Below are 21713 nucleotides of genomic sequence, written 5' to 3'. Positions count from 1 at the left end.
TTTGTGTATACTGCGCTCATCTTTATTTTTGCCCCGCGAATGCAACGGTTACGGAGGACGGATCATAATGCGTCATTTATTCAACCACTCCCTGCTTGTGGCTGGCCTGACGATGGTGCTGAGTGCCTGCACCACGGTAATGCCGCTCAGTCTGCCACTCAGTACCATGGACCAGTGTGCTGCTCCTGAAGGTGTCAGCCTGCGTTTTAATGCCCTGACCATCGCACTGGGTGAACGTCCGCACGCCGGTTATGGTATCGATCTGGTGGGGCAGCAGCAGGATGACGGCGATTACCAGCTGATCTTCCGTGAGCGCTATCCCGACCCGGACAGGAAATACGCTCAGGTGATTACCTCACCTTGTCTGCAGGTTATTCTTCCGGCGGGCTGGCAGCATCTGACGGTAACCGATCAGGTCAGTGGCCGTGAATGGACATTTACTCCGCAAGACGCTCTTCAACGTCCGACTCCGCTGAAGAAACAGGCGCCCGTGAAAGTCCCATGATTATTCTTGGCATTGACCCGGGATCACGCATTACCGGTTTTGGTGTGATCCGCCGTACGGGCCAGAAAATTGAATACGTCGTCAGTGGTTGTATCCGTACCGGCGAGGGCGAATTACCCGGTCGTCTGAAAAAAATTTACGACGGCGTCAGCGAATTAATCAGTACCTACCAGCCAGAGCAATTTGCCATTGAGCAGGTGTTTATGGGCAAGAATGCCGACTCCGCATTAAAACTGGGTCAGGCCCGTGGGGTGGCCATTGTGGCGGCGGTACAGCAGGGCTTGCCGGTAGCAGAATATGCCCCGCGCACCATTAAACAGGCGGTTGTCGGTAAAGGTAGCGCGGCGAAAGAGCAGGTTCAGCATATGGTGCAGTACCTGTTAAAACTGCCGGGTATTCCGCAGGCGGATGCCGCGGATGCACTGGCCATTGCCATCTGCCATGCCCATACCAGCGCCAGCCTGATGGCTCAGGCCGGAGTGAAAGGTGTTACCCGCGGACGGATGCGTTAGCGTCTCAGCCACTACCTTCCATTGAGCCGCCCCGGCCATGCTGGTAGGCTAGGCCGCTTTCCAGTTATGCAGTCAGAACGCAATCATGATCGGACGATTACAGGGCGTTATTCTTGAGAAGCAGGCTCCGGAGCTGCTGCTCGACGTCAACGGCGTGGGCTATGAGATTCAGGCGCCGATTTCCACCTTTGCCATGCTTGGCAAAACCGGCACCCAGGCGGTGCTCTATACCCACCTTGCCATCCGCGAAGATGCGCACCAGCTATATGGCTTCAGTGATAAGAGTCAGCGCACGCTGTTCCGTACCCTGATTAAAGTCAGTGGTGTCGGGCCTAAACTGGCGCTGGCGATTTTATCCGGTATGGATGTCAACGCCTTTGCTGTTTGTGTGCATAACGAAGATGTCACGGCGCTGACCAAACTTCCCGGTGTTGGCAAGAAAACCGCCGAACGTTTAATTGTTGAAATGCGCGATCGACTGACCGAATGGCAGGCGCCGGCGCCATTGTGGGCGGCCGCAGATAATGCTGAAAAAGCCTCACAGGATAATCTGCTGCGCGAAGCGGAAAGTGCACTGGTCGCGCTGGGCTATAAGCCACAGGACGCGGCGAAAATGCTGAATAAAGTCAGTGCCGGTGTCGACAGCGCGGAAGAAATGATCCGCCTGGCACTGCGCAGCACTCTGGGTTCTAAATAAGGTGATCCATGATCGAAACTGACCGCTTTATCAGCCCTCAGCCGCAACCGGCCGAAGAACATCAGGACCGGGCTATCCGTCCCAAATCGCTGAGCGAATACATCGGTCAGCCCCATGTGCGTGAGCAGATGGAAATTTTTATCGGCGCGGCACGGGCCCGTAACGAAGCGCTGGATCACACGCTGGTATTCGGTCCGCCGGGTCTGGGTAAAACCACGCTGGCGAATATTATTGCCGAAGAAATGGGCGTGGCGATTAAGTCGACCTCCGGCCCGGTGCTGGAAAAAGCCGGCGATCTGGCAGCATTGCTGACCAATCTGGAAGAAGGCGACGTTCTCTTTATTGATGAAATTCACCGTCTGAGTCCGGCGGTGGAAGAAGTGCTGTATCCGGCCATGGAAGATTATCAGCTGGATATTATGGTGGGCGAAGGGCCTGCGGCCCGTTCGATTAAAATCGATCTGCCACCCTTTACCCTGGTCGGCGCGACCACCCGCGCAGGTCTGCTGACCTCGCCACTGCGCGATCGCTTCGGCATTGTGCAGCGGCTGGAGTTTTATAATATCGCCGATCTGACCCATATTGTGTCGCGCTCCGGGCGTCTGATGCAGCTGGAAGTGGATGACAGTGGCGCCAAAGAAATTGCCCGCCGTGCACGCGGCACGCCGCGTATTGCCAACCGTCTGTTGCGCCGTGTACGTGATTACGCTCAGGTGAAAGGCGATGGCACGGTTAACCATGCCTGTGCCGATGCGGCACTGAATATGCTCAATGTCGATGTGCAGGGCTTCGATCATATGGACCGCCGCCTGCTTCTGACGCTGCTGGAAAAATACGACGGTGGCCCGGTGGGCGTTGACAGTCTGGCGGCTTCCATTGGTGAAGAACGTGACACCATTGAAGACGTGCTGGAACCTTACTTAATGCAGCAGGGGTACATTACCCGTACACCACGCGGACGCATGGCGACCAAACTGGCCTATCTGCATTTTGGTCTGGATTTGCCGGTTCGTTTTAATCAGGATGCGCAATAACATGGCATTTACCTGGCCGCTGCGGGTGTATATCGAAGACACCGATGCCGGTGGCATTGTGTATTACGCCAATTATTTCCGCTTTCTGGAACGCGCGCGCAGCGAGTGGTTACGTGCACTGGGCTACGGTCAGGAACAATTACGTCATCAGAATGTGTTATTTGTGGTGCGTGAGGTACAGGCCAAATACCTGAGTCCGGCACGACTGGATGATGAACTTCTGGTGTCCGTGGCCGTCGAACACAGCCGCAAAGCCAGTCTGGTGCTGAGTCAGAAGGTCTGGCGCAAACCGGCAGCAGAAAGCGCGGAAGCGGTTGATCCGCATGAATATCTGGTAGAGGCGCAAATAACCATCGCCTGTATCAGCGATACCGGACGTCCGCAGGCGGTACCCGCGGACATTCTTAAACGGATGACGGCAGGGGCCGCTTATCCGTCCGAACATAATGATGAATGTCAGGAGACGTTGTGAACGAGTCTGTTTCTATTTTTTCGTTGATTATCAACGCCAGTTTTGTTGTGCAGCTGGTGATGCTGATGTTGCTGGCGGCTTCGGTAATGAGCTGGGTTGTAATCGTACAGCGTACCCGTTTGTTATCCGCCAGCCGTGAGCAGCTGCACGATTTTGAAGAACGTTTCTGGTCGGGTGTGGATCTCAACGATCTGTACCGCGAATGTCAGCAGAAGGCGGTGCCAAGTGCAGTTGAAAACGTCTTTATGGCGGGCCTGAAAGAATTCGGAAAAATGCGCCAGCAAAACACCAATGACCCGGATGCGGTAATGGCCGGTGTACAGCGTGCGATGCGTATTGCCATTACCCGCGAATCTGAATTGTTGGATACCCATCTGCCATTTCTGGCAACTGTGGGCTCTACCAGTCCGTATATCGGTCTGTTCGGTACTGTGTGGGGCATCATGCATTCCTTCCAGGGGCTGGCCAGTGTTAAGCAGGCGACTATTGCCACCGTTGCTCCTGGTATTTCTGAAGCGCTGGTAGCCACGGCGATGGGTCTTCTGGCGGCCATTCCGGCGGTGATTTTTTACAACCGTTTCGCCAGCCGCGTCGATCAGACGGTAACCGGCATGCATACCTTTGCCGATGAGTTTTCGTCATTGCTGTACCGTCAGGCACATAAAATTCAGCAGGCAGTCAAGGCCGAAGAGAAAAAGGCGGCGGAGAAAAAATAATGGAACCTATGGCTCCTCCTGCGGCCAAGCGCCGGCCGATGGCCGAAATTAATGTGGTGCCCTACATCGATGTGATGCTGGTGCTGCTGATTATTTTTATGGTGACAGCACCGATGCTGGTGCAGAGCGTACCGGTTAATCTGCCGGATGTGGACGCGACACCGACCGAAATTGAGCCGGATGACAGTACCATTATCGTGTCGGTTAACGAACGCGGTATTTATTTTATCGAGCGTGATGAAGGTCAGCCCACGGCCATGACGCTGGGCGAAATTCAGGAATATGCGCAGAAAATTATTGGCGCTGTACCTGAAACCCGTCTGATGATCCGCGGTGATGAAGCCGTACCCTACGGCAAAGTGGTCGCGCTGATGGGCGGGCTGCAGAGTGTTGGTATTAATAATGTTGGCCTGATTACTGAAGCGCCGGACCCGGAGGCTCGCCGCTGATATGAGCTGGCTGAATCCGGAACGGTACTCGCTGCCGGTTGTATTGTCTGTGGGGCTGCATATTCTGGTGGCCTCGCTGTTTCTGCTTGAATGGCCAACAGAGCACCGCGTACCTGAACCTGTGCCACCGCATGTAGTGGCCACGGTCGTGCAGGTGGAAAGTGCGGCTGAAAAGCAGCGCAAACAACAGGCTGAGAAACAGAAAAAGCGTCAGGAGCTTGCCGCCAAGCGGGAAGCGGAGCGTAAGAAAAAACTGGCTGAACAGAAAAAGCGCGAAGCTGAACAAAAGAAAAAACAGGCTGCTGCGAAAAAACGCGAACAGGAAAAAGCGTTAAAAGAAAAAGCACTGGCAGAAAAGCAGGCAAAAGACAAAGCCGCAAAAGAAAAGGCCAGTAAAGAAAAAGCCGCCGAGCAGGCAAAACAGAAAGCCGCTCAGGAGCAGGCATTGCTGGAGCAGATGGCACAGGAAGAAGCTGCCGCAGAATTGAAAGAACAGCAGGAAGCTAAGATTCAGGCTGAACGCGCTGCTGCTCTGACACTGGAGTTTACCGATCAGATTAAAGCCCGGGTGGAATCGGTATGGCGATACCCTCCGGCGGTGACGGCCAGTCAGGAAGTGGAAGTACGGATTACTCTGGTACCAACCGGGCAGGTGATTCAGGTTCAGATTACCAAAGGCAGTGGTAATGCGGCGCTTGACCGTTCCGTTGAACAGGCCGTTTATAAAGCCTCGCCACTGCCGGTACCAAAAGATGTGCGGGTATTTGAAGAGAACTTCCGCAGCTTTTTAATGAAATTCAGACCGGAGAATGCAACGTGGTAAAGCACAGTTTGATTGTCCTGATGTGGCTGTTTGCCAGCCTGAGTCAGGCCGAGTTATTAATTGAAGTCACTCAGGGGAAGCAGAGCGCGATTCCGGTTGCCGTAGTGCCTTTCAGCTGGAACGGCAGCAGTGCTCTGCCGGAAGATGTCAGTGCTATTGTGACCAACGATCTGGCCAGCAGTGGTTATTTCCGCACGCTGGCTACCAGCAATATGATTACTCAGCCGCATCAGTTAAGTGAGGTCATCTACGCTGACTGGTCACGCCTGAAACAGGATTTTGTGGTCATCGGCAGCGTGGAGTTGCAGGCTGATGGTTATGCGGTGCAGTTCCATGTGATGGATGTACATCAGCAGGTGGAAATTCTGCGTCACCGGGTAAAAGGTAAAGCATCCCAGTTACGTGACCTGGCGCATTACATCAGTGATTACATCTTTAAAAAGCTGACGGGTGTACCGGGTGTGTTTTCCACCAAACTGATTTATGTAACCACCAACCGCGAACGCAGCCGGTTTAACCTGAACTATGCCGACGCGGATGGCGCGCGGGAACAGCTGATCTACAGCTCAAAGCATCCGATTATTTCTCCGGCCTGGTCACCGGATGCGAAGAAAGTGGCCTATGTGTCTTTTGAAAATGGTCGCAGTGAGATTTTCTTCCAGGAGCTGGCTACCGGTAAGCGTGAGCGGGTAGTGGCTTTCGATGGCTCCAACAGTGCGCCGGCTTTTTCTCCGGATGGAACCCAGCTGGCGTTTGTGTTGTCAAAGCTCGGCAATCCAGACATTTATGTGATGGATCTTGCAACCCGGAAAATCGAGCGTATGACCAATCACTATGCCATTGATACTGAACCTCAGTGGGATGTTGACGGCCGTCATCTGTTTTTCACCTCGAGTCGGGCAGGTGGTCCGCAGGTATATAAGCTGGACACTGCCAACAAAGAGGTAGTGCGTGTAACCTTTGAGGGTGGCTACAATGCCCGTGCTCGGATTACCGCAGATGGTCGTAAACTGGTGTATGTCCATAAGGCTAATGACCGCTTTCATATCGCATCTCAGGACGTGAAAAGTGGATTAGTGCACATTCTTACCAGTGAGACGGAATTGGATGAGTCTCCTAGTGTTGCACCCAATGGAAGTATGGTAATTTATGCTGCGAGTGAAGCGAACCGAAGCATTCTGGCGGCCGTATCGGTCGATGGCGATGTTAAGTTCCGCTTACCATCAAAATATGGTGACGTCAGGGAGCCTGCTTGGTCGCCGATTTTCCAATAATTCAAACTCACTTTCGGACTGGAAGACTGTTATGCAAACTACTGCACTGTATAAAACCTTAGGTTTGGCCTTTGGGGCTATGTTGATTTCTGCTTGTGCAAGCAAGGGAGACGTAAATGAGGGTGCAGGTTCTACTGTTGCACCAACAGCTACTGAACAACAGGCCGAAGATACCAATGCTGTTGAAAGCGCTGGTGTAAATGGTGAAGCTCTGGAAGCAGAAGCAAACGAAGCTCAGGCTGCACTGCGTGAACAAACTGTATTCTACTTTGACTTCGATCAGAGCACTCTGAAGAGCGAAGGCAAAGCGGCTCTGATGGCTCATGCGGCTTTCCTGGCGGCTAACCCAGCAGCCTCTGTTGTTCTGGAAGGTCACGCTGATGAGCGCGGTACCGTTGAATACAACCTGGCTCTGGGCGAGCGTCGTTCTATGACCGTACGTCGTTTCCTGATGGCTAACGGTGCCAACGGTTCTCAGCTGAAAGTTGTGAGCTTTGGTGAAGAGCGTCCGGTAATGATGGGTCACGACGAAGGCTCTTACGCCAAGAACCGTCGCGTTGAAGTGAAATACCAGAGCCGTTAATGAAATCTGTCGTCCTGACCTTTGCGCTGGTTGCAGTAACTGCCAGCGCCAATGCGGATGATCAGTGGGTATCTGTTGGTGCGGCCCGTCCGGTCGCACCGGCAACCCAGAACACTCCGACCGACTCCTCTGTCCGGGCTGCTGTAACAACCCCGGCAAACAATGCTCCTGCTGTTATTCCCGCTGCTTCTTCTGGTTTGTTATCTGAAATGTCCATGCAAATGGAACAGATGCAACAGGAAATTGCTGAGCTGCGTGGTCATGTAGAAGAGCAGGATAATCTGATCCGACGTCTGACTCAGGAGCAACAGGAACGTTACCTGGATCTTGATCGCCGGATAGCTGCTTTACTGGCTGGTGGTTCACCTGCGGCTGCTCCGGTGGCGGTAGTGAAAGAATCTCCTGCAGAAGCCTATAAAAATGCGATGACGCTGGTGCGTGAGAAAAAATTCGCTGAAGCCAACGTAGCCTTTAACGATTTTGTGAAAAATTACCCGCAGGATCCGTTAGTAGGTAATGCGCTGTATTGGTCTGGTGAGGTTTATCTGGTTCAGAGCGATCTGGATAAAGCCCTGGAGAGCTTCCGTAAGGTGGTTACCCAATATCCTGATCATGACAAAGCAGCCGATGCGACCTATAAAATGGGAATCACACTGCATAAGAAGGGTGATGTGGCGCAGGCAAAGGTCTGGCTGCAGAAGGTTATCGATCTGTACACCGGCAAGGCCGACGGTACGGTCAGACTGGCCAAGTCCTATCTTGCAAAGCTTTCCTGACAGGCCTTTTAAGGCCTGTTTTTCTTTCTGAATATTCTTTGTTATCGCGCCTGAAAGCCCATGAATTCTGGGCTCATAACCTGTCTTTTGTAGCCACCGGATGACGCTAAGTCCCTGATAGTGAAACTTTTTTCGAAAAAAGGGTTGTCAGCTCCGGGAAATTAAGTATTATATGCGCCTCTTCCGGGTCGTTAGCTCAGTTGGTAGAGCAGTTGGCTTTTAACCAATTGGTCGCAGGTTCGAATCCTGCACGACCCACCAATTTTTACGGAAGAGGTAAGTTACTGAAAAGGTTGACTTTTTTTTAGAACCCGGTAACATACGCAGCACTTAAGGGTCGTTAGCTCAGTTGGTAGAGCAGTTGGCTTTTAACCAATTGGTCGCAGGTTCGAATCCTGCACGACCCACCAACATCTAAAAGGGGAGAAAGCGAAAAGCTTTCTCCCCTTTTTATTTGCCTCCCGGAACCCCATCTGTTCTGTGCAGGGTTCTGGTCCGCAGAGTGACGCAGCGGACAGTGTTCTGTTTGTGATAAAATTGCCACGTTATATCCATGTCTGACAGAGAGATGTATGAACGAAACCATACCTGCCGCACAACAGATTGTCCGTGATTTCTGGTCTGCACCAGCGGCACCGCTGACGGCCGAGCAAAGCGCTGCACTTAAGCAGGAGATCCGTGAGTTACTGATTCAGGAAGATGCGGCTCTGGTTGCCCACTATTACACCGACCCTGAAATTCAGGCTCTGGCGGAAGAAACCGGCGGCTGTGTGGCGGATTCTCTGGAAATGGCCCGTTTTGGCCGTGACCACAAAGCCAGCACGCTGATTGTGGCCGGTGTGCGCTTTATGGGTGAAACCGCCAAGATCCTCAGTCCGGAAAAACGTATCCTGATGCCGACGCTGGAAGCAACCTGCTCGCTGGATATCGGTTGTCCGGTAGAAGAGTTTTCGGCCTTCTGTGATCAGCATCCGGATCGCACCGTGGTGGTGTATGCCAATACCTCGGCGGCGGTAAAAGCGCGTGCGGATTGGGTGGTTACCTCGAGTATTGCTCTTGATGTGGTCAATCATCTTAAACAGCAGGGGCAGAAGCTGATCTGGGCACCGGATAAACACCTGGGCAATTATGTGCAGCGTGAAACCGGGGCTGACATGATTCTGTGGGACAGTGCCTGTATTGTTCACGATGAATTTAAAGCCAAAGCGCTGGAAGATCTGAAGAAGGTTCATCCGGATGCGGCGGTGCTGGTGCATCCGGAATCGCCGGAGTCGGTGGTGAAAATGGCCGATGCCGTAGGCTCGACCAGTCAGCTGATTGCGGCAGCCAAAAACTTACCGAACCCTGTGCTGATTGTGGCTACCGATAAAGCCATCTTTTATAAAATGCAGCAGGCGGCGCCGGATAAGCTTCTTATAGAAGCGCCAACCGCTGGTAATGGTGCAACCTGTCGCAGCTGTGCGCATTGTCCGTGGATGGCGATGAATGGCCTGCAGAGCATTCGTGATGTGCTGGTCAATGCCGATCAGGAAATTCTGATTGAAGAAGGTCTGCGTCAGCAGGCGGTGGTCAGCCTGCAGCGCATGCTGAATTTCAATAAAGGCTGAAATTTAATAAAGCCTTTATAGAATGAAGCCTGAGCACAGCAAATAAAAATGGGCCTTCTGGCCCATTTTTTATGTCTGTTTTTCAGGTGTTATGAGTGCGATCAGGGAAGAACTGCGGCGGTATTGGCCATTACCCGCAGCCGCTGCCCCAGTGCGGCTTCCTGCTGAAAATCATGGCTCTTTTTCGCCAGCTGTAAGGCCAGTTCCATCTGTCGCAGCGCTTTGGCGTGGTAGCCCGAATAAAACAGATATTCAGCATTGGCACGATGGCCCAATAAAATCATATTGGCATCACCTGCGGCTTCACCCAGCATGCGCCAGACTGCCGGATTGGTACTGCGCAATTCGCTCAGTTGTTTGAGAATGGCTACTGCCTCATTTTTCTGGCCAGACTGGCGCAGCAGGGAGGCTTTGGTGCTCAGCAGCAGATAATCCTGGGGATCGAAAGGCAGAGCATCGTTAATGGCGTCGATGGCTTCGGCGTATTTATCTTCCGCCGCCAGGCTGCTGGCATTCAGGGCGACTACGGCAGAGTGATCGCGCCACGGGCTGATGATTTTTTTCAGATAAGCACGGCTGGCGCTGTTGTCGTTATTTTCCAGTGCCAGTCTGGCCAGGCTGTACAGCGCAGCGGCCTGTTCGGCGCTGCTGCGCGGTGTGACCTGTAACTGGTGGGTAAAGTAATCCACGCGCTTGTCAGCATTAAGCTGGTAGCGGATCATGGCTTCGTTCTGCAGTACCCGGAATTCAAAGCTCGCCAGACGGGGTTTACGTGGGTATTTTTGCGCACGGTCAGCGGCATCGGCGACTCGTGATTCGGTTACCGGGTGGGTGAGTAAGAATTCCGGTGGACGTTCGTTGTAACGATTGGCCTGCAGCATCTGCTGAAACATGGATGGCATGGCGTAAGGATCGAGCCCTGCCGTGGACAGTGTACGCATACCGATACGGTCTGCTTCCTGTTCCCATTCGCGAGAATAGGCCAGGCGGCTCTGAATGCTGGCGGCCTGGCTGGTGACCAGTCCGGCGAAACCGGCATCAGGATTGTTGGTAGCAATCAGCAGGATGCTTGCCAGCAGGGTGGCGATGGCGATGGGTTCCTGTTTTTCTGCGGCTTCGATCTGGCGGGCAAAGTGACGCTGACTCAGGTGAGCCAGTTCGTGTGCCAGAACAGCTGACAGCTCGTCTTCGTCGCGGGTGTGTAACAAAATGCCGAAGTTGATGCCAATAATGCCGCCGGGTACGGCAAAAGCATTTAATTCCGCGCGATCAACAACAACAAATTCAAATTCGGATTGTTTTACTTCGCTGTGGGGGACCAGGCGGAAAATCAGGTTTTCCAGAAATTCGGTTATCAGCGGGTCATCTAACGTTTTTGCCTGTGCCCGCAGCTGGCGCAGCCAGACCCGTCCGAGATCATGTTCTTCCTGCAGGGATACATAGCTGGAGGCGCTGTCGCCAAGATCCGGCAGATCGGCGGTTGCAGCCTGGGTGGTTGGGATACTAAGGGCGGCATAACTGCTCAGCAGCAACAGCGCCAGACGTGTTAGGCGGAAATTCAAGCCCGGATTCCTGAAGTTGATTTGCGTTAGACCCGCCAGGGTGCAGGAGTTCAGCAGGTCTTATGGATCATTGTCGCTGAACTGCAATTCCCTGTGCAGGCGTTATCAGCAGACATCCGTATATAATGAGGCTTCAGTTTGGCAAAAGGCGTGCGCTGTGTCTAATTCAAACCAATATCATCAGGCTCTTGATGCTTCCGGACTGGAATGCCCATTGCCATTGTTAAAAACCAAGCTGGCGCTTAAAGCGCTGGCGATCGGTGAAGTGTTGTGGGTGAAGGCAACCGATGCCGGCTCGTGGCGTGATATCCGCAAATATATTGCAATGACCAATAATGAACTGGTGGCCGCTTCCGATGTCGATGGTTGCTATCAGTTCTGGATTAAAAAAGGAGCCTGAGGGCATGATTAAGGTATTCCGGCGCTGGATTGACCGCTATTTTTCCGATGAAGAAGCGCTGCTGTTGCTGTTGCTTATTACGGCGGTGTTGCTGGTTATTATCACGTTAGGCAAGGTACTGGCACCGTTCCTGACCGCCATTGTGCTGGCGTATCTGTTGCAGGGAACAATGAATTACTGCAAGCGCCGGGGGCTTGGTCATCTGGGTGCAACCGTGCTGGTTTTTATGCTGTTTGTCAGCGTACTGATGCTGTTATTGCTGATTATTCTGCCCGCCACCTGGCAGCAGCTGACACAGTTTTTCTATGAATTGCCGCGTATGGCCAGTAAGGGGCAGGAACTTCTGATGCTGCTCCCACAGCAGTATCCGGATCTGGTGTCGGTCGATCAGGTGAAAGTCTGGACCAAACAGATAGGTGATGAGCTGGCGTCGGTCGGGCAGTTTGCCGTGAGTTTTTCCATTACCGGGATTACCGGTGTTATGGCGGTGCTGATTTATTGTGTGCTGGTGCCGATTCTGGTGTTCTTCCTGTTGAAAGACTCCGATCAGATTCTGGCCTGGTGTACGGCATTTTTACCGCAGCGCCGGCAACTGCTGAACCGTATCTGGTCTGAAATGGACGTGCAGATTGCCAACTACATCCGCGGTAAGGTGCTGGAAATTGTCATCGTCGGCGGCGTGACCTATGTGGCCTTTCTGATTCTTGGCGTGAACTATGCGGCGCTGCTGGCCATTGCGGTGGGGTTGTCTGTGCTGGTGCCTTATATCGGCGCGGCGGTGGTCACCATTCCGATTGCCCTGGTGGGTTATGTGCAGTGGGGTTGGACCAACGATTTCATCTGGCTGATGGTGGTGTACGGCATCATTCAGGCATTGGATGGCAATGTGCTGGTGCCGTTACTGTTTTCTGAAGTGGTGAATCTGCACCCAGTAGCCATTATCGTGGCCGTGCTGGTGTTTGGCGGGCTTTGGGGGTTTTGGGGCGTGTTCTTTGCGATTCCGCTGGCGACCCTGTTTAAAGCGGTGTTACAGGCCTGGCCCGATAACAGAGTAAGCGATAGTGACTGCGTCTGACTTGTCACCAATCCCTTGCATCAGTAGACTTGCGCCTTTGTTTTTCTGCGCCCGTTCCGGGCGGATATTTTGGAGTAGAGCTCAATGATTACCGGCAGTATTGTGGCTTTGGTAACCCCTATGCACGCTGATGGCTGTGTGGATTGGGAAAGTCTGGACGGACTGGTGGAGTTCCACATCAAACAGGGCACCGATGCTATTGTTGCCGTGGGCACCACCGGTGAATCGGCAACCCTGAGCACAGAAGAGCACTGTGCGGTGATTGAGCGTGTGGTTAAGGTCACCGCCGGTCGTCGTCCGATCATTGCCGGAACCGGCGCTAACTCAACCTCAGAAGCGATTGAGCTGACCCAGGAAGCAAAAAATCTGGGCGCCGATGCCTGTCTGCTGGTTACTCCGTATTACAACAAGCCTCCGCAGCGTGGCCTGATCAAGCACCACGAGGCCATTGCTGCTGCCGTGGATATTCCACAGATTCTGTACAACGTACCAGGCCGTACTGCTTGTGACATGCTGCCGGAAACCATCGCAGCCCTGGCGGATGTTGAGCAGATTGTGGCCGTTAAAGAAGCGACCGGCGATCTGGAACGTGCGCGTAAAGTCATTGAACTGGTGGGTGACCGTATGGCGGTCTATTCCGGCGATGACGCGACGGCTTATGAGCTGATCCTGCTGGGTGGTAAAGGCAATATTTCGGTAACGGCCAACGTGGCACCAGCTTTAATGCATCAGCTGTGTATGCTGGCGCTGGATGGTCAGGCGGCGGAAGCGAAAGCGCTGAATGAGCGTCTGATGAACCTGCACAATGCCATGTTCTGCGAAGCCAACCCGATTCCGGTGAAATGGGCCTTGCATAAAATGGGGCTGATGGGACGTGGTATCCGTCTGCCGCTGGTCGAGCTGGATGAGCGTTACAAGCCAAAAGTTGAGCTGTCTCTGGCTGCTCTTGAACTCATTTAAAGCAGGCGATTGCATGCGTATTTTATTGTTGCCAGCCGTTGTTATGCTGTCCGGTTGCAGCTGGATGTTCGGTGATACCTTCCGCGACCGTGCGATGGATTATCTGGATGCAGAAGAGCAGGCGCCAACCCGGACGGAGCAGGACATCCGTCTGGTAACATCTGATGCCTATGCAATCCCAGCCTTGCCGGTTACTCCGGAAAAACCATCCTCGTTCGAGACACCACAGCCGCAGCGCTATATTGCGGAAGACGAAGAGGCTGATAACGTTGCCTCTCTGAGTGAATACCGTTCTGAAGCGCTGAATCCGCGTCTGGAAAAAGATGGCGCCGGTACGCTGATCCTGCGTCTTGATGGTGGTTTTGCCAGCGCCTGGGCCTCGGTTACGGAGGCTTTGAGTGCCTCTGATCTGAAACTGACCGACCTTAACCGCAGCACCGGTACCTATTATCTGGAAATGACGACCCGCAACGATGCCGAGCAGCTGAGCTGGTGGGATCGTTTCTGGGGGGGCGACAATGTCGTGACAGAAACCTATCTGCTGAAGATGAACCGCGCCCGCCAGGGAGTGTATTTATCTCTGCTGACCGATGCCGACAATCTGGCCGGCGAAGCCTTAACGGCTGACGTGCTGAACGAGATTAAAGCCCAGCTGGAAAAGTGAGATACGCATCTTTGGGCAGTGGCAGTCGCGGAAATGCCACCATTGTTTTACAGAATGACCGCGGAGTGCTGATTGACTGCGGCTTTAACCGCAAAAATATTCTGCTGCGGCTGCAGGAGTCCGGTGTTGACCCGCGCCAGCTGGATGGTGTGTTTGTTACTCACGAGCATGGTGATCATGCCAAAGGGGTGGCAGCGTTATGTGAAGCTCTGAGCATTCCGTTTTATGCCTCCTTCGGTACGGCACGCAAAATGGAATGGACGGAACATCCGCTCTGGCGTTGTATCAGCTCTGATCAGGTAACCAGTGTGGGTGGTCTGGCGGTGTTGCCGGTCGTGGTGCCTCACGATGCGGAAGAGCCTCTGCAGTTTGTGCTGGAAAACAGCGCGGAAAAACGCCTCGGTGTTTTGTCGGATCTTGGTTCGTTAACGCCGCATATTGTGAATGTTTATCAGCGCTGCCATGCCTTACAGGTTGAAGCCAACCACGATCCGCTGATGTTGCAGAATGGTCCTTATCCGCCCAGCCTGCGTGCCAGAGTGGCCGGCAATTTCGGCCATCTGAGTAATCAGCAATGTGCTGAGCTGATCAGTCGCGTGCAGTGGGACGGCCTGCAGCATGTCACGGCAGGTCATATCAGTGAAAAGAATAACGACCGTGCTCTGGTCAGCCAGACTCTGTCTCAGGCGCTGCAATGTGCGCCGCATGAAGTATCTTTGCTGCAACAGGATCAGGTATCCGACTGGCGGCAGCTGTAACAACCGGTTTTTAAGATCCACCATTTAAGATCATCCTCGGAGAACCCCATGGAAAAGCGTGAATTACTCTACTCAGGTAAGGCGAAGTCTGTGTATACCACTGACGATCCGGACTACATGGTGCTGGAGTTCCGCAACGATACTTCCGCTTTCGATGGCAAGAAAGTCGAGCAGCTGGACCGCAAAGGTATGGTGAACAACAAGTTCAACGCCTACATCATGACTAAGCTGGCTGAAGCCGGCATTCCGACACATTTTGAACGCCTGCTGTCGGATACCGATGCGCTGGTTAAGCGTCTGGATATGATTCCGCTGGAGTGTGTGGTGCGTAATATCGCAGCAGGTTCTCTGTGCCGTCGTCTGGGTGTGGAAGAGGGTATTGATCTGGTTCCGCCAACCTTCGAACTGTTCCTGAAGAATGATGCGCTGGGCGACCCTATGGTCAATGAATACCACGCCCGTTCTTTTGGTTGGGTGGAAGATCAGCATCTGGCGCGTATGAAAGAACTGACTTTCAAAGTGAACGATGTGCTGAAACAGATTTTCCTTGAAGGTGGTCTGCTGCTGGTTGATTCCAAGCTGGAATTCGGCCTGTTTAAAGGTGAAGTTGTTCTGGGTGACGAATTCTCACCAGACGGCTGCCGCCTGTGGGATAAAGATTCCCGTGAGAAACTGGATAAAGACCGTTTCCGTCAGGGATTGGGCGGTGTGGTTGAAGCCTACGAAGAAGTGGGTCGTCGTATCGGCGTGACCTTCTGATTACCGGCCGGATTGATTTCCGGCTGCCCGTTCTTCACCGTCTTCTGGCGGTGGAGAGCACATTTTCTTTTCGTTTTATTTTCCTCTCTGTGTTTCTTTCCCTGTTGCATCTCGTCCCTTATTTGTGAAGTATTTCTTGCTGGCTGCGCAAAGAATTGGCATTCGTGCCATTTGCGGGCAAACTAGCTGCACTCGGCCGCACTGACGGTTGACTGGATAAATCATAAGAACGGGAATATCTCCATGAAAAAGACTGCAATCGCTGCGTTTCTGCTGGCTATGACACCAGTAGCCGCACAAGCTGATTTACTTTTTACCGTCGGTGCCAAAGCCAGCGTCTGGAATGCCGAAGCCGGTGGCCAGATTGATGAGGGCGTTTCTGTTGAAAAAGATGGCCTGAATATCGATTCTGACAATGGCCAGCAGCTGACCGTATTTTTTGAGCACCCGCTGCCGTTTATTCCTAATCTGAAGCTGAAGCAGACCTCACTGGAATTGGAAGGCGACGGTAATATTAACGCCCAGTTTGCTGATCAGACCTTCAACGAGAATGTCACCAGTACGCTGGATCTGAGCCACTCTGATCTGACTCTGTACTGGGGTCTGCCATTACCGGTGCCTTTTGTTGATATTAATTTTGGTCTGACTGCCCGTCAGTTTGATGGCGTTGCGGAAGTCAGTGGAAAAACCAGCAGTGTGAACGAAAGTGTTGATCTCGATTTCGTAATGCCGCTGGTATACGGTGAGGTGAAAATCGACAGCCCGTTCGGTCTGTACGCTTCTGCCGATATTAACTACATCGGTATGGGTGGTAATAAGCTGAGCGATATCAGTTATGGTATCGGTTACGATCTTCCGATTCCTGTTGTCGATATCGGTCTGGAAGCCGGTTACCGCAGCATTAATCTGAAAGCCGACAAAGACCTGGCTGACATCGATACCGATTTCGATGTGTCCGGTGCTTACTTCGGTGCTTCTTTGGCACTGGGTTTCTGATAAGAGCTGATATGTCAGCATAAAAAAAGCGGCCATGATGGCCGCTTTTTTTATGGCTTTCCGTCAGGCTATTCTTTTTCGCGGATAAACTCCGCCAGAATTTCGCCTTTCTTATGGCTGGCCACCAGAACGCTGATAACCTCTGCGCGTACGGCATGAGTCGGATGTTTGCGGTAATCCGAGTCGAGGTAGCAACGGTCTTTCAGCAGGCAGAAACGCAGGCCTAATTGCAGGCTCAGGGTACGCTCCGAGGTGTAGGGGTAGGCAACTTCCGGCGTCACATCCCAGGACAGGTCATCAAATAAACCCGGCTCCCAGCGCCAGAGAGCACTTTGCCTGTTGTTCTGGTTAACCAGTGAATCATAATTTTTAAAATTCAGAACGGCGGCAACCCAGCGTTGTCCGCGGTCGCGCAGAACTTCCTGACCAATGCGGTTAATTTCAGTTTCTTCTTTTAATGCAAATTCCAGTACGGATTTGGCCAGCTGCCCTGGCTGATACTGGGCTTTTTCATCCGGGAATAACGGGCCATAAACGGCGCTGTTCGGTAAGTTGCGCATACCAACAATGGTAAAGCTCTGTTTGTTCTGACCGTAGTTGTATTTGGCCGGCTGCAGATCGAATTGTGCATAATAGATTTTATCAGACGACAGGCCGTCTTCCGGGCTGTTGCTGAATAGAGTGTTGATCTGCTGCTGGCTGAGCTGAGTTTTTTTGCTCCAGGCTGTACGCGCATCAGAGAGACGTTCGCGGGTGCGGATTTCGCGCTCCTGTGCTTCTTTTTGTGCGGCGAGGGCGGCCTGTTCCGCGCGCTGCGCTTCAAGCAGCTGCATACGGCGTAGTTCTTCTTTGGATGGGCCGGAGCAGGCTTGTAGTGTCAGTATGCAGGCCAGAATAATCAGCATCCGCATGGTGGTATCTCCTTTATTTTTCTCATTTGCGGCGGATTATATCCTGCTTTTATCCCCTTTGTGTGACGGAAAGGATATTCCTTTGCCGACAGGTTGCAGCCGGTGCGCTGGACACTGCTGCGGTGCTGTGCGAATCTTGGCGAAAATATGCATTTGGATAATGCTGTGAAGGTTCTGTTCTGTCTGTTGTTTCTGAGCTTGTTGGGCTGCGGTGAAGGTTTGGGAAATATACCGGATGCCGAACTGCGCCAGCGTCATTATCGTTGCCAGATGGCGACGGGTTTGTCACAGGCTGAAATTCAGGTCTGCAAAAACATCAAACGGGAATGCGAGCTGCGGGCTAAAAACGGTAATTTTGCCTGCTGAATGTGGTGTGATTCTCTGTTTGCACGGAAAAACTTCGTATTGCTTTTGCTGTCATAGGAATTACTACAGGCTTGTAGTAGTGTACTGGCCTCTTGGATAACTCATGCAAGGAATTTTCATGAATCTGATTAAATCAGCACCTGCGGTCATTCTGGGTGCTTTGTTGTTGGCCGGTTGCGGTCAGGAGGACTCTGTGAAGTTAGAAAATCATGTTGATCAGGCGAGCTATGGCGTTGGTCTGAATATTGGTCGTCAGCTGTCTCGTGAAGAAGTCGACATGAATGCCGATGCGATTGCTGCAGGTATCAAAGATGCCCTGGCAAATGCTGAGCCACGTATCGGTGAAGATGTGATTAAAGCGGCTTTTGATAAAATCCGTGAAGAGCAAACCATGAAGCAGGAAGCACTGAATGACGCCGCTGCAAAAGCGGGTCAGGATTTCCTGGCTGAAAATGCCAAGCGTGAAGGTGTGACTGTGACTGAATCCGGTCTGCAGTACGAAGTTATGGTTGCTGCGGCTGATGGTCAGCCAATGCCTGAAGCTTCTGATACTGTTCGTGTGCACTATCACGGTACTCTGATTGATGGCACTGTATTTGACAGTTCTGTTGAGCGTGGCGAGCCTGCACAGTTCCCGGTTACCGGTGTTATCCGTGGTTGGGTTGAAGCGCTGCAGATGATGAAAGTCGGTGACAAGTGGAAGCTGTTTATTCCTGCTGAGCTGGCTTACGGTGCGCGCAGCCCAAGCCCGCGTATTCCTGCAAACTCCGCTCTGGTGTTTGAGGTTGAGCTGCTGGATATCGTTAAATAATTAACGCCAGTTGCAAGGTGCGGTGTATGCCGCACCTGCTCTTTCTGCTGTTCCTCTGTTTATCTCTTCTTTATTTTTTATTGTCTGTCGCATTAATCGGTGTGCTTAGCGGCCGGTTGGCCTTGTCTCAGATAATTACCCATATCGGCCAGTGTACGGCGCAAACTGTTTAGCTGATTTTCGTTTATAGCGATGGTGGATGCGCATTTCCGGCAGTCGAGCATTTTATGCTGAAGCAACTCGGCAGCACGTTTGGCATTAATAGTATTGCAGGCAGGGCAGGTAACAGGATATTGAGCTGATTGAGCAACGGAATTCACAGCAGTTCCCGCAAGTTAACATAATTGATGTCACAAGCTAGTGGAAAAGTATGAAGAATAAAAGAAAGGAATGTTAAGAGTGTAAAGTTGGTCGGGGTAGAGAGATTCGAACTCCCGACATCCTGCTCCCAAAGCAGGCGCGCTACCAGACTGCGCTATACCCCGAATGCTGTTTGGCTCCCCGAGTTGGACTTGAACCAACGACCAATAGATTAACAGTCTACTGCTCTACCGACTGAGCTATCGGGGAACTTCGTAACAGCGAGGCGTATATTACGGAGGGGGCTGTTGTTCGTCAACACCTTTTTTCAATAAAAACAAAAAACTAGCGAAGATTTTACCATCAGCGGCATTCTGTCTGTGTGGCTCGGCTAAAGTGGATTCAGGGGACGTTCAGCGGTGTATGGTCGTCAGCGGACAAAGCGGCCGAAGATGCGGCGCTGGCAGAGTAATTCATGTCACACTTTATCCGGATCATCAGTCATTGCCATGGTTTTGGCAGACGGAAGTCCGGATTGTGCCTTAGGCTGGTGTTCGGTTGCACTTGATGAGATGTTAACGAGTGACAGGAAAGCCCTGATTTCTTTGCAAAGGAGGTAGCGGATGCATATCAATGCTCCATTCGAGCTGGTTTTGTTTGGTGGTCTTGGCGATCTGGCACAACGCAAGCTGTTGCCGGCGCTGTATCTGCTGCACCGTGACGGACGCCTGCCGGCCGGGCGGATTTACTCGACCACCCGGCGGGACATCGGCGCCACCGATTTTGCCGAGATGGTTCGTGCTGCACTTAAGCGGCATGTCGCGACTGAATATCTGGAAGAAAGCAGCTGGCAGAGTTTCAGCGAGCGCCTGCACTGTCTGACCGTCGACCTTAGTGATGAAGCCCAGTACAGCCTGTTGGCCGGCGCGCTGATGCCCGGTGATATCAACCGTATTTTTTATCTGGCCACCGGTTCCGATCTCTATACCGGTATAGCCCGCGGCTTACATAACAGTGGCCTGATTCTCAGTCAGAGCAAGATCGTGCTGGAAAAGCCCATCGGCCATGACTTTGCTTCTGCTCAGGCGATTAATAACGCCGTTGCTGAATACTTTGCGGAGTCACAGATTTACCGTATCGATCATTACCTGGGCAAAGAAACGGTACAGAATCTGATGGTGCTGCGTTTTGCCAACTCCCTGTTTGAATCCCAGTGGAATCAGAAGTACATCGATCATATTCAGATCACCATTTCTGAATCTCTGGGCGTGGAAAAACGTGCGGGTTTTTATGATCAGGTCGGCGCCATGCGCGATATGTTTCAGAATCATCTGCTGCAACTGCTGTGTATTACCGCGATGGAACCACCGGCCCGGCTGGAGCCGGATGCGGTGCGTGACGAAAAGGTAAAAGTGCTCAAATCCCTGAAGGCCATTACGGCAGAGGCGGTCAGTGATAAGGTGGTTCGTGGTCAGTACGATGCTGGTGTGTCAGACGGTCAGCCGGTACCGCGCTACCGCGATGAACCCGGTGTGCAGGCAAAAAGCATGACCGAAACCTTTGTCGCGGTAAAAGTCGAGATTGATAACTGGCGCTGGGCAGGGGTGCCGTTTTATCTGCGAACCGGTAAGCGTCTGGCGGACCGGGCCTGTGAAATCGTGGTGCATTTTAAAGCCATTCCGCACTCCATTTTCCCGATGCAGCATAAAAATACCATGGCGAACAAACTGATCTTCCGCCTGCAGCCGGACGAAGGTATCCGCCTGATGCTGTGCGAAAAACGGGTAGGGCCGGGCATGAATGTTCGGCCGATGAACCTCAGTCTGAATCCGGCCAACCATAAGCAGACACGGGTGCCGGAAGCCTACGAGCGTTTGCTGTTTGATGTGCTGAGCGGTAATGCCACGCTGTTTTTGCGCGACGATGAATTACTTGAGGCATGGCGCTGGGTCGATCCGATTCTGCAGGCGTGGAACGATTCTGAACAGCGTCCTGAACCCTATACTTCGGGTTCCTGGGGGCCGGCAGCGGCAACCTTACTGCTGGCCAAAGATGGCCGTCTGTGGGATGAAAACAGCTGAGGAATGCCTATGTTGAACGGAATGCAGGATCTGCGCTTTAACAGCAGTGATACGCTGGCCAGACAGCTGGCGGGTGATCTGGCGACGCGTCTGCAGCGCTGCATTGAACGCCGTGGCCGGGCTTGCCTGGCGGTCAGCGGTGGCAAAACGCCGGTCAGTTTTTTTCAGCAGCTGGCACAGCAGCAGATCGAATGGAAGAAAGTTCTGATTACGCTGGTGGATGAACGCTGGGTGGACGAGCATGATCCGCAGAGCAATGCCGCGCTGGTGCGTGAGCATCTGCTGCAACATCAGGCGGCACAGGCTTACTTTCTGCCATTAAAAAACAAGGCAGCCTCACCTCAGCAGGGCTTTATGGACTGTGAAAATACCCTGCACGAGCAGATTGATCAGCTCGATTATGCCGTACTGGGTATGGGCAGCGATGGTCATACGGCGAGCTGGTTTCCACACAGCCAGGCACTGCCGCGCTGTCTGGATGGCAACTCCGGCGCCTGGTGTTGCCCGGTGAGCGACGAACAGATCACGCCGCCACGTATGACCCTGACCTGGAGTCTACTGGCGTGCTGACGCCATCTGTTTTTGTTATTTGACGGTGACGATAAAAACCGTGTGTTCAGTC

25 protein-coding genes and 4 tRNA genes are annotated in these 21713 nt (G+C 52.7%); 25 read left to right on the top strand and 4 right to left on the bottom strand.

Features of this window, described 5'->3' with window-relative positions:
- Window positions 1–67: 67 nt before the first annotated feature.
- The 14 genes from B3P58_RS19080 (at window position 68) to nadA (ending at window position 9448) form a co-directional block, all read left to right on the top strand.
- On the top strand, window positions 68–505 hold the full coding sequence (locus tag B3P58_RS19080; RefSeq protein ID WP_286719790.1) for a protease complex subunit PrcB family protein: 438 nt from the start codon (window positions 68–70) through the stop codon (window positions 503–505).
- A complete protein-coding gene (ruvC, locus tag B3P58_RS19075; RefSeq protein WP_225690724.1) occupies window positions 502–1017 on the top strand; it encodes a crossover junction endodeoxyribonuclease RuvC in 516 nt (171 codons plus the stop codon). The genes B3P58_RS19080 and ruvC overlap by 4 nt, the downstream gene beginning before the upstream one ends.
- A gap of 85 nt (window positions 1018–1102) precedes the next feature.
- Window positions 1103–1714: a Holliday junction branch migration protein RuvA gene (gene ruvA / locus B3P58_RS19070; protein WP_145470340.1), complete on the top strand. Its 612-nt coding sequence runs from the start codon at window positions 1103–1105 to the stop codon at window positions 1712–1714.
- Between the two features lie 8 nt (window positions 1715–1722).
- Window positions 1723–2748, top strand: coding sequence for a Holliday junction branch migration DNA helicase RuvB (gene ruvB, locus B3P58_RS19065; protein ID WP_225690722.1), 1026 nt, complete (start codon window positions 1723–1725; stop codon window positions 2746–2748).
- A 1-nt stretch (window position 2749) separates the two neighbouring features.
- Complete coding sequence (ybgC, locus tag B3P58_RS19060; protein WP_222428600.1) at window positions 2750–3220, top strand: tol-pal system-associated acyl-CoA thioesterase; 471 nt, start codon at window positions 2750–2752, stop codon at window positions 3218–3220.
- On the top strand, window positions 3217–3936 hold the full coding sequence (gene tolQ / locus B3P58_RS19055; RefSeq protein ID WP_222428601.1) for a protein TolQ: 720 nt from the start codon (window positions 3217–3219) through the stop codon (window positions 3934–3936). Before ybgC ends, tolQ begins: the two co-directional genes overlap by 4 nt.
- Complete coding sequence (tolR, locus tag B3P58_RS19050) at window positions 3936–4385, top strand: protein TolR (RefSeq protein WP_225690720.1); 450 nt, start codon at window positions 3936–3938, stop codon at window positions 4383–4385. Before tolQ ends, tolR begins: the two co-directional genes overlap by 1 nt.
- 1 nt (window position 4386) lies before the next feature.
- A complete protein-coding gene (gene tolA / locus B3P58_RS19045) occupies window positions 4387–5208 on the top strand; it encodes a cell envelope integrity protein TolA (protein WP_145470350.1) in 822 nt (273 codons plus the stop codon).
- Window positions 5202–6482, top strand: a complete 1281-nt coding sequence (gene tolB / locus B3P58_RS19040) for a Tol-Pal system beta propeller repeat protein TolB (RefSeq protein WP_145470352.1) — start codon at window positions 5202–5204, stop codon at window positions 6480–6482. The genes tolA and tolB overlap by 7 nt, the downstream gene beginning before the upstream one ends.
- Before the next feature lie 31 nt (window positions 6483–6513).
- The gene (gene pal / locus B3P58_RS19035; protein ID WP_145470354.1) at window positions 6514–7065 is read left to right on the top strand and encodes a peptidoglycan-associated lipoprotein Pal; all 552 of its coding nucleotides are present in this window, start codon (window positions 6514–6516) and stop codon (window positions 7063–7065) included.
- The gene (ybgF, locus tag B3P58_RS19030; RefSeq protein WP_286719781.1) at window positions 7065–7841 is read left to right on the top strand and encodes a tol-pal system protein YbgF; all 777 of its coding nucleotides are present in this window, start codon (window positions 7065–7067) and stop codon (window positions 7839–7841) included. Before pal ends, ybgF begins: the two co-directional genes overlap by 1 nt.
- 185 nt (window positions 7842–8026) lie before the next feature.
- Window positions 8027–8102 (top strand) — tRNA-Lys (locus tag B3P58_RS19025).
- Window positions 8103–8175: 73 nt separating this feature from the next.
- Window positions 8176–8251: transfer RNA gene (locus B3P58_RS19020), tRNA-Lys, on the top strand.
- 162 nt (window positions 8252–8413) lie between these two features.
- Entirely contained in the window at window positions 8414–9448 is a 1035-nt protein-coding gene (gene nadA / locus B3P58_RS19015; protein WP_145470358.1) for a quinolinate synthase NadA, read from the top strand.
- A gap of 101 nt (window positions 9449–9549) precedes the next feature.
- On the opposite strand, the gene B3P58_RS19010 is transcribed toward nadA, so the two are convergent.
- On the bottom strand, window positions 9550–11010 hold the full coding sequence (locus B3P58_RS19010) for a M48 family metalloprotease (protein WP_286719777.1): 1461 nt from the start codon (window positions 11008–11010) through the stop codon (window positions 9550–9552).
- A 157-nt stretch (window positions 11011–11167) separates the two neighbouring features.
- Here B3P58_RS19010 and B3P58_RS19005 point away from each other — a divergent pair, with 157 nt between their 5' ends.
- From B3P58_RS19005 to B3P58_RS18975, 7 genes are all read left to right on the top strand, one after another.
- Window positions 11168–11410: a sulfurtransferase TusA family protein gene (locus B3P58_RS19005; RefSeq protein ID WP_225690714.1), complete on the top strand. Its 243-nt coding sequence runs from the start codon at window positions 11168–11170 to the stop codon at window positions 11408–11410.
- Window positions 11411–11414: 4 nt separating this feature from the next.
- On the top strand, window positions 11415–12485 hold the full coding sequence (locus B3P58_RS19000; RefSeq protein WP_145470364.1) for an AI-2E family transporter: 1071 nt from the start codon (window positions 11415–11417) through the stop codon (window positions 12483–12485).
- A gap of 84 nt (window positions 12486–12569) precedes the next feature.
- Entirely contained in the window at window positions 12570–13445 is an 876-nt protein-coding gene (gene dapA / locus B3P58_RS18995) for a 4-hydroxy-tetrahydrodipicolinate synthase (protein ID WP_286719773.1), read from the top strand.
- A gap of 13 nt (window positions 13446–13458) precedes the next feature.
- Window positions 13459–14109: an outer membrane protein assembly factor BamC gene (gene bamC, locus B3P58_RS18990; protein WP_186436007.1), complete on the top strand. Its 651-nt coding sequence runs from the start codon at window positions 13459–13461 to the stop codon at window positions 14107–14109.
- Window positions 14106–14867, top strand: a complete 762-nt coding sequence (locus B3P58_RS18985) for an MBL fold metallo-hydrolase (protein WP_145470370.1) — start codon at window positions 14106–14108, stop codon at window positions 14865–14867. The genes bamC and B3P58_RS18985 overlap by 4 nt, the downstream gene beginning before the upstream one ends.
- 48 nt (window positions 14868–14915) lie before the next feature.
- Window positions 14916–15626 (top strand): phosphoribosylaminoimidazolesuccinocarboxamide synthase, encoded by a 711-nt coding sequence (gene purC, locus B3P58_RS18980; protein ID WP_145470372.1) that lies wholly within the window; start codon window positions 14916–14918, stop codon window positions 15624–15626.
- Between the two features lie 243 nt (window positions 15627–15869).
- Window positions 15870–16622, top strand: coding sequence for a TIGR04219 family outer membrane beta-barrel protein (locus tag B3P58_RS18975; RefSeq protein WP_145470374.1), 753 nt, complete (start codon window positions 15870–15872; stop codon window positions 16620–16622).
- 68 nt (window positions 16623–16690) lie between these two features.
- Here the strand turns inward: B3P58_RS18975 and B3P58_RS18970 are convergent, their stop codons facing one another.
- Window positions 16691–17533 carry a hypothetical protein gene (locus B3P58_RS18970; RefSeq protein ID WP_286719768.1) on the bottom strand — a complete coding sequence of 281 codons (843 nt, stop codon included), beginning with the start codon at window positions 17531–17533 and terminating at the stop codon, window positions 16691–16693.
- A 165-nt stretch (window positions 17534–17698) separates the two neighbouring features.
- Here B3P58_RS18970 and B3P58_RS18965 point away from each other — a divergent pair, with 165 nt between their 5' ends.
- Window positions 17699–17899, top strand: coding sequence for a hypothetical protein (locus B3P58_RS18965; RefSeq protein WP_225690708.1), 201 nt, complete (start codon window positions 17699–17701; stop codon window positions 17897–17899).
- A gap of 118 nt (window positions 17900–18017) precedes the next feature.
- Window positions 18018–18710: an FKBP-type peptidyl-prolyl cis-trans isomerase gene (locus tag B3P58_RS18960; protein ID WP_145470378.1), complete on the top strand. Its 693-nt coding sequence runs from the start codon at window positions 18018–18020 to the stop codon at window positions 18708–18710.
- 408 nt (window positions 18711–19118) lie between these two features.
- Here the strand turns inward: B3P58_RS18960 and B3P58_RS18955 are convergent.
- Window positions 19119–19195: transfer RNA gene (locus B3P58_RS18955), tRNA-Pro, on the bottom strand.
- A gap of 9 nt (window positions 19196–19204) precedes the next feature.
- Window positions 19205–19280, bottom strand: a tRNA-Asn gene (locus tag B3P58_RS18950).
- Between the two features lie 353 nt (window positions 19281–19633).
- On the opposite strand from B3P58_RS18950, the gene zwf reads away from it, so the two are divergent.
- On the top strand, window positions 19634–21091 hold the full coding sequence (zwf, locus tag B3P58_RS18945) for a glucose-6-phosphate dehydrogenase (RefSeq protein WP_230331438.1): 1458 nt from the start codon (window positions 19634–19636) through the stop codon (window positions 21089–21091).
- Window positions 21092–21100: 9 nt separating this feature from the next.
- Window positions 21101–21661 (top strand): 6-phosphogluconolactonase, encoded by a 561-nt coding sequence (gene pgl, locus B3P58_RS18940; RefSeq protein ID WP_286719765.1) that lies wholly within the window; start codon window positions 21101–21103, stop codon window positions 21659–21661.
- The last annotated feature ends 52 nt before the right edge of the window (window positions 21662–21713 follow it).

The sequence above is a fragment of the Thalassolituus sp. UBA2009 genome (assembly GCF_002335285.1).
Classification (GTDB): domain Bacteria; phylum Pseudomonadota; class Gammaproteobacteria; order Pseudomonadales; family Oceanobacteraceae; genus Venatoribacter; species Venatoribacter alkanivorans.
Note: the sequence above shows the minus strand (reverse complement) of the source record. Positions and strands in the feature narration are given on the sequence as shown.